This window comes from Pseudomonas fluorescens, from assembly GCF_040448305.1.
GTDB lineage: Bacteria > Pseudomonadota > Gammaproteobacteria > Pseudomonadales > Pseudomonadaceae > Aquipseudomonas > Aquipseudomonas fluorescens_BH.
The window spans coordinates 490,600-502,814 of record NZ_CP148752.1 but is presented as its reverse complement, the minus strand read 5'-3'; the positions used below and the strand labels follow the sequence as shown (position 1 = coordinate 502,814).

Genomic DNA, 12,215 nt, shown 5'->3' with positions numbered 1-12,215 from the left:
GCAGCCAGCATCAAGCTTTTACCTTCTGTAGTTGGAAAAAGACCAACCTTAACGATTATTCTCACAACGCAGCCGGTGGCCACAAGCCGCTCTTCTGTAGTTTTACTACTCGTATATACATTAGCCGGGCTGAAATGCCGGAAGATTTGTAGTAAAACTACACGCCGCCGGAACAACCTATCGGCAATCCAAGAATTTATATCGTCTGCCCACAAGGCCAGTCGCAAACTCAGGCAACCGATTCTGGAAGCCTTTCCGCCCTGGAGCAAGCCATGCAAGACCTCGATCCCGTCGAAACCCAGGAATGGCTGGACGCCCTGGAATCGGTTCTCGACAAAGAAGGCGAAGACCGTGCTCACTATCTGATGACCCGTATGGGTGAACTAGCGACCCGCAGCGGTTCGCAGTTGCCTTACGCCATCACCACGCCTTACCGCAACACCATCCCGGTAACCCACGAAGCACGCATGCCTGGCGACCTGTTCATGGAACGCCGCATTCGCTCGCTGGTACGCTGGAACGCGATGGCCATGGTAATGCGTACGAACCTGAAAGATTCTGACCTCGGCGGTCACATCTCCAGCTTCGCCTCCAGTGCGACCCTGTATGACATTGGCTTCAACTACTTCTTCCAGGCCCCGAGCGACGAACACGGCGGCGACCTGATCTACTTCCAGGGCCACACCTCGCCAGGCGTTTACGCCCGTGCATTCATGGAAGGCCGCATCACCGAAGACCAGATGAACAACTTCCGCCAGGAAGTCGACGGTCAGGGCCTGTCGTCCTACCCGCACCCTTGGCTGATGCCTGACTTCTGGCAGTTCCCGACCGTATCCATGGGTCTGGGCCCGATCCAGGCGATCTACCAGGCACGCTTCATGAAGTACCTGGAACACCGCGGCTTCATCCAGCCAGGCAAACAGAAAGTCTGGTGTTTCCTGGGCGACGGCGAGTGCGACGAGCCGGAATCCCTGGGCGCAATTTCCCTGGCCGGCCGCGAGAAGCTGGACAACCTGATCTTCGTCATCAACTGCAACCTGCAGCGCCTCGACGGCCCGGTTCGCGGCAACGGCAAGATCATCCAGGAACTCGAAGGCGTGTTCCGCGGTGCTCAGTGGAACGTGACCAAAGTCATCTGGGGCCGTTTCTGGGACCCACTGCTGGCCAAGGACGTCGACGGCATCCTGCAACGCCGTATGGACGAAGTCATCGACGGCGAGTACCAGAACTACAAAGCCAAAGACGGCGCGTTCGTGCGTGAACACTTCTTCAACACGCCTGAACTCAAGGCAATGGTCGAAGACCTGTCCGACGACGAGATCTGGAAACTCAACCGTGGCGGCCACGACCCGTACAAGGTCTACGCGGCGTACCACGAAGCGGTCAACCACAAAGAACAACCGACCGTTATCCTGGCCAAGACCATCAAAGGTTATGGCACCGGTGCCGGCGAAGCGAAAAACACCGCGCACAACACCAAGAAGGTCGATGTCGAAAGCCTGAAGTTGTTCCGCGACCGCTTCGACATCCCGGTCAAGGACGATGAACTGGAAAACCTGCCATTCTTCAAACCGGAAGAAGGCAGCGCCGAAGCCCGTTACCTGAGCGAGCGCCGTACCGCACTGGGCGGCTTCGTACCTCAGCGTCGCGCCAAGAGCTTCAACATCCCGACTCCGCCACTGGACACCCTCAAGGCGATCCTGGACGGCTCGGGCGACCGCGAAATCTCCACCACCATGGCCTTCGTGCGGATCCTCGCGCAACTGGTCAAGGACAAGGAAATCGGCCCGCGCATCGTGCCGATCATCCCGGACGAAGCCCGTACCTTCGGTATGGAAGGCATGTTCCGTCAGCTGGGCATCTACTCCTCCGTCGGCCAGCTCTACGAGCCAGTCGATAAAGACCAGGTGATGTTCTACAAGGAAGACCAGAAGGGCCAGATCCTCGAGGAAGGCATCAACGAAGCGGGCGCCATGAGCTCCTTCATCGCTGCCGGTACTTCGTACTCCAGCCACAACCAGCCGATGCTGCCGTTCTACATCTTCTACTCGATGTTCGGCTTCCAGCGTATCGGCGACTTGGCATGGGCCGCCGGCGACAGCCGCACCCGTGGCTTCCTGATCGGTGGCACCGCCGGCCGTACCACCCTGAACGGTGAAGGCCTGCAACACGAAGACGGTCACAGCCACCTGCTGGCCTCGACCATCCCGAACTGCCGCACCTACGATCCAACCTACGGCTACGAGCTGGCGGTGATCATTCAGGACGGCATGAAGAAGATGACCGAAGAGCAACAGGACGTCTTCTACTACATCACCGTGATGAACGAGTCGTACCAGCAGCCAGCCATGCCGGCCGGTGCCGAAGAAGGCATCAAGAAAGGCATGTACCTGCTCGAAGAAGACAACCGCGAAGCGGCGCACCACGTTCAGCTGATGGGCTCCGGCACCATCCTGCGTGAAGTCCGTGAAGCGGCGAAGATCCTGCGCGAAGAGTTCAACGTCGGCGCCGACGTGTGGAGCGTTACCAGCTTCAACGAACTGCGTCGCGACGGCCTGGCCGTTGAGCGCACCAACCGTCTGCACCCTGGCCAGAAGCCTAAGCTGAGCTACGTCGAAGAGTGCCTGAACGGCCGTAAAGGTCCGGTCATCGCGTCTACCGACTACATGAAACTGTTCGCCGAGCAGATCCGTCAGTGGGTACCGTCCAAGGAATTCAAAGTCCTGGGCACCGACGGTTTCGGCCGCAGCGACAGCCGCAAGAAACTGCGTCATTTCTTCGAAGTCGACCGTCATTTCGTGGTGTTGGCAGCCCTGGAAGCACTGGCTGACCGTGGCGACATCGAACCTAAGGTTGTGGCCGAGGCCATTGCCAAGTTCGGTATCAACCCGGAAAAACGCAACCCACTGGACTGCTGAGGAGAGATTCTGTGAGCGAACTCATTCGCGTACCTGACATCGGCAGCGGTGAAGGTGAAGTAATTGAACTGTTTGTGAAGGTCGGCGACCGTATCGAAGCCGACCAGAGCATCCTGACACTTGAGTCGGACAAGGCGAGCATGGAAGTGCCTGCGCCGAAGGCCGGTATCATCAAGAGCCTGAAAGTGAAGCTGGGCGATCGCCTGAAAGAAGGCGACGAACTGCTGGAGCTGGAAGTCGAAGGTGCCGCTGTTGCGGCCCCTGCGGCAGCTGCACCGGCGGCCAAGGCTGAAGCCAAACCGGCTGCAGCTCCTGCTGCTGCGCCGGCTGCTGCCAGCGTTCAGCAAGTGCACGTGCCGGACATCGGTTCGTCGGGCAAGGCCCAGATCATCGAGATCCAGGTCAAGGTCGGCGACACCGTCGCGGCTGATCAGTCGCTGATCACCCTGGAGTCGGACAAGGCGAGCATGGAAATCCCGTCGCCTGCCGCTGGCGTGGTCAAGGCCATCAGCGTCAAGCTCAATGACGAAGTCGGCACCGGCGACCTGATCCTGGATCTGGAAGTGGCAGGTGCTGCTGCACCGGCCGTTGCTCCGGCCCAGGCTGCCGCTCCAACTGCCGCCGCTGCGCCTGCTCCTGTAGCAGCTCCGGCTGCACCGGTTGCCGACAGCGTTCAGGACATCCACGTTCCGGACATCGGTTCGGCGGGCAAGGCCAAGATCATCGAAGTCCTGGTCAAGGCCGGCGACACCGTTGTGGCCGACCAGTCGCTGATCACCCTGGAATCCGACAAGGCGAGCATGGAAATCCCGTCGCCAGCCGCTGGCGTGGTGGAAAGCGTTTCCATCAAGCTCGATGACGAAGTCGGTACCGGCGACCTGATCCTCAAGCTGAAAGTCAAAGGCGCTGCACCGGCCGCCGCACCGGCACCTGCCGCTGCTGCTCCGAGCGCTCCGGCTCCAGCTGCTGCTCCTGCCGCCGCCGCACCTGTTGCTGCCCCGGTTGCTGCTCCAGCCAAGCCTGGCGCGAAAGTTCACGCCGGCCCTGCCGTGCGTCAACTGGCCCGTGAATTCGGCGTCGAGCTGAACGCAGTGGGTGCCAGCGGTCCGCACGGTCGCATCCTGAAAGAAGACGTGCAGGTTTACGTCAAGGCCATGATGCAGAAGGCCAAGGAAGCACCGGCCGCTGCTGCTGGCGCAACCGGTGGCGCGGGCATCCCGCCAATTCCGGTCGTGGACTTCAGCCGCTTCGGTGAAATCGAAGAAGTGCCGATGACCCGCCTGATGCAGGTCGGCGCCGCCAACCTGCACCGCAGCTGGCTGAACGTGCCGCACGTGACGCAATTCGACTCGGCGGATATCACTGAGCTCGAAGCGTTCCGTGTTGCCCAGAAAGCCGTTGCAGAGAAGGCCGGCGTCAAGCTGACCATCCTGCCGTTGCTGCTCAAGACCTGCGCGCACCTGCTCAAGGAACTGCCGGACTTCAACAGCTCGCTGGCGCCAAGCGGCAAAGCGATCATCCGCAAGAAATACGTGAACATCGGCTTCGCCGTCGACACCCCGGATGGCCTGCTGGTACCGGTCATCAAGAACGTCGACCAGAAGAGCCTGCTGCAACTGGCCGCCGAGGCTGCTTCCCTGGCTGAAAAAGCCCGGACCAAGAAGCTCTCGTCGGACGAGATGCAAGGTGCCTGCTTCACCATTTCCAGCCTCGGCCACATTGGCGGCACCGGCTTCACGCCGATCGTCAACGCGCCGGAAGTGGCGATCCTCGGTGTCTCCAAGGCAACCATCCAGCCAGTCTGGGACGGCAAAGCCTTCCAGCCGAAACTGATGCTGCCGCTGTCGCTGTCCTACGATCACCGCGTGATCAACGGCGCCGCTGCTGCACGCTTCACCAAGCGTCTGAGCGATCTGCTGGGCGACATCCGCACCATGCTCCTGTAACACCGATCGGCCCTCCTTCACCGGAGGGCCGATCGCGTTCCACGTTTCCGAGCGCCACGCTCGTACCTCAACCCCGCCAATTTGGCGGGGCTTTTTTTGCCTGCACGAAACGCAGGCAATGTCCTACATGCCTGGTTTGATTACCCCACACCCCCCATCCCTTTTTGCCCGATATTTTCCCGCCAGCAAACACTTAGCCTTAAAGCCCAAAACTACGATGGCAACGTTTAAAGCCACTGGTTGATTAGTTCATTATTCGAATGGATTCGAACATGCTAAAACTCTCTGTCGGCCCAATAGTTGGGCACACTACAACTGATCACGCGCGTATCTTTGTGCGCGGCAAAGCGCAAAAAGATGCACCCGTATTTGCCGGCATCCGTTATCGGCAGTCCGGGCATGAACAATGGCTTAAAACTACCTTTGCAAGGCTGACAAACCTGCAAGACATGTCCGATGTCATTACTCTCAATAACCTGGCGGCCGATACCGAATACGAATACCAGGCCGGCTGGTTCAGCACCACCAGTGCCGGGCACTCCGTGGATTCGCTGCAAGAACTGCCGCTGCAATGGCCGCAAGAACTCTATCGCTTGCGCACCCGATCCGGCACGCTCGGCACGCCACGAGCCTATTTCGTTGGCTCATGCCGTTACTTGCGGATGACCGCCGGCATCCCGTCGGCGCCACACCTGGGCGACCGGATATTTGCCTCGATTACACAACTGGCACAGCAAGCCGACCCGCCGGTCAGCGCGATGTTGATGACTGGCGATCAGATCTATGTCGATGATTTGAATTTTTTCGCGCCTGACCGCGAATATCAGCAAATTCTCGCAAAATACCGTGCAGCTTTCTCCCAGCCGCATATTTCCAGGTTAATGGCCAACCTATCGACTTACATGATCCTCGACGATCACGAAATTGAAGATAACTGGCCGGCCAAGAAAAGATCAGGCGATGATGCTCTATATAAAAACGCCATCACTGCTTATGAGTTATATCAAGCCAGCCACAGCCCGGCATTTGAATTACTTGACGATGGGCGGATCCGCCGGCATCCGAAGCACTATTGGTATCAGTTCACCGATGGCGATATCGAATGGTTTGTCACCGATAGTCGCACCCGGCGCAATCTATCCGCCGATGATCGCCGCCTGCTTGATACCGAACAGGAATATGCCCTGTGCCAATGGCTGATCCGCAGCCCGGCGCGGGTCAAACTGGTGGTCACCAGCGTGATGTTCTTCCCCGATGCCAGGCAAAACGGGTATGACGCCTGGGCCGGTTTTCCCGGGCAACGGCTGCGGTTGCTGGAGACCATTCGTTCGCACCGGCTGAAGAATGTCATTTTCGTTTCCGGTGACGTTCACGGCTCCTTGACCAGTCGACTGACCCACAGCGAAGACCCGGACTTTGAGGTGCACACCATCGTGTCGTCGCCATTGTGCAACATCAAACTGATGCCCTATGCCAGTCGATCCAGCTTTATCCTCGACCGGCCATTGGCACGCAACGATGCAGGTGAATATCGACAGGAATTGAATGGCAAAGTCATCAGTCGGGATAACTTCGCGCACCTGGTCATCGATGCAGAACGCATTCAGGTGAATTACCACGATCGGGATGGCAAGTTGCTGCAATCGACAGGCATCAATTTGCGCTGATGGCAAAAAATCACAGCCTTCGGCCCCCCCCCAAGGCTGCGATCTGATCAATAACAATACTTTCTGCCGCGAACTGCAGAAATCTTCACGCCTGCCGACATATTCTTATAGCACTTGGCCTTCATCTCTCTTGTCAGTCGGTGTCGCAATGATGCAACCTTGCCGCAGGCAACAGTCAAGAGGGCGAGAGCCCAGCGCGTTCAGCATATTCGAAGCGAGTTTCCCTCCATGAAAAGCCAACCCGATGCCGCCAGCCGTATGGTGGCCGAGGTAGTGACGCAGTTGCCTGTGCCCTCGCGGCTCGGCATGCTGCGTTTCGAACGGCTTAATGAACCCAGCTGGGCGCTGCTGTTTCTCGATCCCAATTGCGAACGCCAGTTCGGCCTGCCCGCCGTGGAGCTGTGTGCGCTGGTGGGCTCGCCCTACGCCAGCCTGATGGAGCCGCAAGCGCGCTATGAACTGCACGACGCGATCCAGCAGCAACTGAGCGAAAGCACGCACTACCTGATCCGCTACACCCTGCACACCGCCTCTGGTTCCCTGAATCTGCTGGAGCTGGGCGAAGCCTACAAACAACACAATCGACACCTGTTACGCGGCTACCTGCTGGTCATCGACGGCCTGTTCGAGGATGACCCGCTGCAACCGGCCCTGGATCTGGAAACCCAGAACTCGCGCCTGCAAATCGCCCTGGAACTCAATCAGCGTGCCCAGCAGGAACAACTGCTGCATCTGGACCGGGTGCGTGCCCAGCAGGACCTGATCCTGCTGCTCACCCGTCAACGCTACAGCAGCAACAACTCCTTGCGCGAAGCCGCCGAGCTGATCACCCGCAGCGCCTGCGACATTTACGAAATCGACTGCGCCAGCCTGTGGCACCTCGAAGGCTCGATGCTGGTGCCGATCTCGGCCTATCACCGCACGACTCAGGAATACCTGCTGCCGCAGCCAATCGACGTCAGTGTGTTCCCCGATTACCTCGACGCCTTGCACACCGGCCGCGCCATCGACGCCCATAACGCCATGCGTGACCCGCGCACCCGGGAGATGGCCGAAAGCCTGCGCCCGCGTGACGTCAACGCAATGCTCGACGCCAGTATCCGCGTCGATGGTCAGGTGGTCGGTGTCTTGTGCCTGGAGCAGACCGGTGCGACCCGCGCCTGGCAGTCAGATGAAATCGCCTTCGCCGGAGAGCTGGCAGACCAGTTTGCCCAGGTCATCAGCAACCACAACCGGCGAACCGCCACCAGCGCCCTGCACCTGTTCCAGCGGGCAGTCGAACAAAGTGCCAACGCCTTTTTGCTGGTCAACTGCGACGGCGTTGTCGAATACGTCAACCCGAGCTTCACTGCGATCACCCAATATTCCACCGAAGAAGTGCACGGCCAGCGCCTGTCAGAACTACCGGCCCTGGAGAACCTCAGCGAACTGCTGTTCGACGCGCCTTCAGCACTGGCCAAGAGCAACAGTTGGCAGGGCGAATTCAAGAGCCGCCGGAAAAACCTCGAACCCTATTGGGGCCAGTTGTCGATCTCCAAGGTTTACGGCGACAACCGCGAGCTGACCCACTACATCGGCATCTACGAAGACATCACCCAGACCAAGCTCGCTCAGCAACGCATCGAGCGCCTGGCCTACACCGACAACCTGACCAACCTTGGCAATCGCCCGGCGTTCATCCGCAACCTCGATGAACGCTTCGCCCGGGACAGCGACGCGCCGATCAGCCTGTTGCTGGTGGACATCGACAACTTCAAGCGGATCAACGACAGCCTCGGCCACCAGACCGGCGACAAACTGCTGATCAGCCTGGCCCGGCGCCTGCGCAACAGCCTGATCCCGAGCGGCAGCCTGGCGCGATTCGCCAGTAACGAATTCGCCGTATTGCTGGACAACAGCGACCTCACGGTCGGCCAGCAAGTGGCCAATCAATTGCTGGCGACCCTCGACAAACCGATGTTCGTCGACAACCAGTTGATCAGCGTCACCGGCTCTGTGGGCCTGGCCTGCGCGCCGCTGCACGGGCGCGACCCGCAAACCCTGATGCGCAACGCCGGGTTGGCGCTGCACAAGGCCAAGGCCAATGGCAAACATCAGGTGCAAGTGTTCACCGAAGCGCTGAATGCCGAGGCCAGCTACAAGCTGTTCGTCGAGAACAACCTGCGCCGCGCCCTGACCCAGAACGAACTCGACGTGTTCTATCAGCCAAAACTGTGCCTGCGCAGCGGGCGCCTATTGGGGATGGAAGCCCTGCTGCGCTGGGACCACCCGGAAAAGGGCATGATCCGCCCGGATCAGTTCATCAGCGTCGCCGAAGAAACCGGGCTGATCATTCCGATCGGCAAATGGATCGCCCGCCAGGCTTGCCGCATGAGCAAAGCGCTGACCGCCGCCGGCCTGGGCAACCTGCAAGTGGCGATCAACCTGTCGCCCAAGCAGTTCTCCGATCCGGACCTGGTGGCCTCCATTGCCAACATCCTCAAGGAAGAAGCCCTGCCAGCTCATTTGCTGGAGCTGGAGCTGACCGAAGGCCTGCTGCTGGAAGCCACCGAAGACACCCACTTGCAGCTCGACCAGCTCAAGCGCCTGGGCCTGACCCTGGCCATGGACGATTTCGGCACCGGTTACTCGTCGCTCAGTTACTTGAAGAAATTCCCCATCGACATCATCAAGATCGATCGAAGCTTCATCCACGAAATCCCGGACAACCAGGACGACATGGAAATCACCTCCGCGGTGATCGCCATGGCGCACAACCTGAAAATCAAGGTCGTGGCTGAAGGCATCGAAACCGCCGAGCAGTTGTCGTTCCTGCGCCGTCACCGCTGCGACGTCGGCCAGGGCTACTTGTTCGACCGTCCGATCCCGGGCAATGAGCTGATCGACAAGCTCAAACGCTACCCGCGTGGCCCAATCGCCTGACAGACACAGAACCTGTGGATGACACAAAACCTGTGGGAGCGGGCTTGCTCGCGAAGACGGTGTGTCAGAGCCGTGGTTACTGACTGACTCAACGCCTTCGCGAGCAAGCCCGCTCCCACAAGGTAGTGCGTATCGGGCAGGTATTGGGCACACTGACAGCCTGCTTATTTACAACCCAACCTGACTGAGAGGACTGATCATGGTTCTGCGCTCGGAAATTCTGGTGAACAAAAACGTGCTCCCTACTAAAGAACAAGCTCTGCCTGGCCGCGAAACCGCGATGACCCTGCCTGAAAAGCACTTTGTGTTTAAAGACACCCCCTTGCTCGGCCCGTTCTTCGAAGATGTCGACTTCGCGATCTTCGGCCTCGGCTGCTTCTGGGGCGCGGAACGCCGCTTCTGGCAGCGTGAAGGCGTGGTCAGCACCGTAGTCGGCTACGCCGGCGGTTTCACGCCGAACCCGACCTACGAAGAAGTCTGCTCGGGCCTGACCGGCCACACCGAAGTGGTGCTGGTGGTGTATGACAAGGCCAAGGTCAGCTACGAAGAACTGCTGGTGATGTTCTGGGAACTGCACAACCCGACGCAAGGCATGCGCCAGGGCAATGACATCGGCACCCAGTACCGTTCGGTGATCTACGCCACTAGCCAGGAACAACTGGACGCGGCGCTCAAGAGCAAGGAAACCTACCAGGCCGAGCTGTCCAAGGCCGGTCTCGGTGAAATCAGCACCGAAATCGACCAGGCTCCGACCGTCTACTTTGCCGAGACGTATCACCAGCAGTACCTGGCGAAAAACCCGGAAGGCTATTGCGGGATCGGCGGTACCGGCGTGTGCATGCCACCGAGCCTGGCGGGTAACTAACCCTGAACTGTGGCGAGGGAGCTTGCTCCCGCTCGGTTGCGCAGCAATCGCAAAACCGGAGAACCGGTTCTTACTGAAAGAACGCAGTTACCGGTTTCTAGGGGTGCTTCGCACCCCAGCGGGAGCAAGCTCCCTCGCCACAGGTTGTTGATTGCCGATCAACTCTCGGCAATCAACCAATCCATCCGCCACCCACCCTGGGTCTGCCCCAGCTTCTCAGACAACCACGGCAGCAGCTCACGCAACTCTTCCTCCAGCCCCCACGGCGGATTGGCAATCGCCAGCCCTGAGCCGTTCAGACTGTTCGGCGTATCCAGCGGATGCACCAGCAACTCCACCCGCAACAACTTCGGCGCGCCGGTACCGGCCAGGTCCTGATAGAAGCGGCGCAGCGCGCGCTGATCCTTCACCGGGTACCAGATAGCCGCCACGGTCTGGCGCATCCGGCCAATCGCTTCCTTCAACGACGCGGCACAGCGCTGCATCTCGTCGAGCTTCTCAAACGGCGGATCGATCAACATCACCGCACGCTTCTCCGGCACCGGCAGCAAGGCCCGGGGCACATGCCAGCCTTCACCCAAGTGCACCTTGACCCGGCGATCACCGGCCATGTTGTCCTTGAGCAGCACGCCGTCTTCCGGGTGTTTCTCGTTGAGCAACACACGGTCCTGCGGACGAGTCAGACGTCGCGCCAACTCCGGCGACCCCGGGTAATAGCGCAACTGGCCATCAGGGTTCATCTCGTGCAGCACTTGCATGTAATCAGCGGTCAGGATCGGCAGATCCGGCTGATCCCACAAACGCGCAATGCCTTCCAGGTACTCACCGGTACGGTTGGCCTGGTCACCCTGAAGGTCATACAGACCGATGCCAGCGTGGGTGTCGAGATAGGCAAACGGCTGCTCCTTGCGCGACATCAGGGCGATGAGGCGGGTCAAGGTCAGGTGTTTGAACACATCGGCGTGATTGCCGGCATGGAAGGCGTGACGATAATTCATGGTTGCTCCTGCGAAGGCCGGGGAGTTTACCTTTTACCGGCCGGCAAGTCAGGGGTTGGCGGCTGAGTGGCCGTAACCACTCCCCTGTGGCGAGGGAGCTTGCTCCCGCTGGACTGCGAAGCGGCCCCAAAACCTGAACCCCGGCTTGCTCTGACACACTGCACTCCCCTGTTCTACAACTGCTACGCAGTTGAACGGGAGCAAGCTCCCTCGCCACAAAAGCCGCCTAGCGCTACGCCAAAGGCCGCGCCCGCAACCGCCGCCCAACCACATCCAGCACATCACAGCCATCGCGCAACGTAATAGCGCAGAGCAAGGCGAAATCGCTGAGGATGAAGGACTCGCACTCGATCGAACCGCGCATGGACAGGTTCTCAAGCACTTGGGTGACTGCGCGGATTCTATAGTTGGCAGCGTCGGTGAGGATGTCGAGTGGCGCGTGGGTGTCGACGAACAGGGTGGGCATATCGGTGCAGTTGCTGGTCAATGCCATGAAGCGGTTGTCGGGATGGGGGATTGGTTTTTTGTAAGGTGGGTCAGGGTGAATTGTTTTCATTAGTAGCTCCCAAAGATGAATCGGAGCTGCCATCAGCCTTCCTACAGGCCAGGGTGGCAGCTAAGCGCGGGGTAGGAATATCGAGACCTTTGGGAAAACCCGACCACGCCGAAGCGTGCCCGCGCATAGCTGCCGCAACTGATCTTACGGGCGCATGTAAACGACCGCAAACCAAGTATTGACGCTAAGTGCTTCCCATCGGCCTTGAGAGGTTCCTACACCCCACCACTGAGTTGTCAGTGACCGCCAAAGACTATCGACGGAACTCACTTCGCACCACTTCATGAAAACCACTACGTTTTGAAGGAAACGTCCGAGGACCCTGCCCGGAAAATTCGCACCA

The 12,215-nt window shown here is 59.5% G+C and carries 7 protein-coding genes; 5 read left to right on the top strand and 2 right to left on the bottom strand.

Annotation, left to right across the window (positions count from 1 at the left end; translation table 11 throughout):
• Nucleotides 1-272 precede the first annotated feature (272 nt).
• The 5 genes from aceE (at nucleotide 273) to msrA (ending at nucleotide 10,318) form a co-directional block, all read left to right on the top strand.
• Nucleotides 273-2,918, top strand: coding sequence for a pyruvate dehydrogenase (acetyl-transferring), homodimeric type (aceE, locus tag WHX55_RS02225; protein WP_353741964.1), 2,646 nt, complete (start codon nucleotides 273-275; stop codon nucleotides 2,916-2,918).
• Between the two features lie 11 nt (nucleotides 2,919-2,929).
• Nucleotides 2,930-4,864 carry a dihydrolipoyllysine-residue acetyltransferase gene (gene aceF, locus WHX55_RS02220; protein ID WP_353741963.1) on the top strand — a complete coding sequence of 645 codons (1,935 nt, stop codon included), beginning with the start codon at nucleotides 2,930-2,932 and terminating at the stop codon, nucleotides 4,862-4,864.
• A 272-nt stretch (nucleotides 4,865-5,136) separates the two neighbouring features.
• The gene (locus WHX55_RS02215; RefSeq protein ID WP_353741962.1) at nucleotides 5,137-6,531 is read left to right on the top strand and encodes an alkaline phosphatase D family protein; all 1,395 of its coding nucleotides are present in this window, start codon (nucleotides 5,137-5,139) and stop codon (nucleotides 6,529-6,531) included.
• A gap of 228 nt (nucleotides 6,532-6,759) precedes the next feature.
• The gene (locus WHX55_RS02210) at nucleotides 6,760-9,453 is read left to right on the top strand and encodes an EAL domain-containing protein (protein ID WP_353741961.1); all 2,694 of its coding nucleotides are present in this window, start codon (nucleotides 6,760-6,762) and stop codon (nucleotides 9,451-9,453) included.
• Nucleotides 9,454-9,652: 199 nt separating this feature from the next.
• Nucleotides 9,653-10,318 carry a peptide-methionine (S)-S-oxide reductase MsrA gene (gene msrA / locus WHX55_RS02205; RefSeq protein ID WP_353741960.1) on the top strand — a complete coding sequence of 222 codons (666 nt, stop codon included), beginning with the start codon at nucleotides 9,653-9,655 and terminating at the stop codon, nucleotides 10,316-10,318.
• Between the two features lie 158 nt (nucleotides 10,319-10,476).
• Here msrA and rlmJ read toward each other — a convergent pair whose 3' ends face one another.
• Nucleotides 10,477-11,316 carry a 23S rRNA (adenine(2030)-N(6))-methyltransferase RlmJ gene (rlmJ, locus tag WHX55_RS02200; protein WP_150714677.1) on the bottom strand — a complete coding sequence of 280 codons (840 nt, stop codon included), beginning with the start codon at nucleotides 11,314-11,316 and terminating at the stop codon, nucleotides 10,477-10,479.
• 232 nt (nucleotides 11,317-11,548) lie between these two features.
• A complete protein-coding gene (locus WHX55_RS02195) occupies nucleotides 11,549-11,872 on the bottom strand; it encodes a hypothetical protein (RefSeq protein WP_353741959.1) in 324 nt (107 codons plus the stop codon).
• Nucleotides 11,873-12,215 lie beyond the last annotated feature (343 nt).

Excerpts from the sequence above, each read along its gene's own strand:
- rlmJ (WP_150714677.1), bottom strand. The coding sequence starts at position 11,316 with ATGAATTATCGTCACGCCTTCCATGCCGGCAATCACGCCGATGTGTTC.
- msrA (WP_353741960.1), top strand. The coding sequence starts at position 9,653 with ATGGTTCTGCGCTCGGAAATTCTGGTGAACAAAAACGTGCTCCCTACT.
- aceE (WP_353741964.1), top strand. The coding sequence starts at position 273 with ATGCAAGACCTCGATCCCGTCGAAACCCAGGAATGGCTGGACGCCCTG.
- WHX55_RS02210 (WP_353741961.1), top strand. The coding sequence starts at position 6,760 with ATGAAAAGCCAACCCGATGCCGCCAGCCGTATGGTGGCCGAGGTAGTG.
- WHX55_RS02215 (WP_353741962.1), top strand. The coding sequence starts at position 5,137 with ATGCTAAAACTCTCTGTCGGCCCAATAGTTGGGCACACTACAACTGAT.
- WHX55_RS02195 (WP_353741959.1), bottom strand. The coding sequence starts at position 11,872 with ATGAAAACAATTCACCCTGACCCACCTTACAAAAAACCAATCCCCCAT.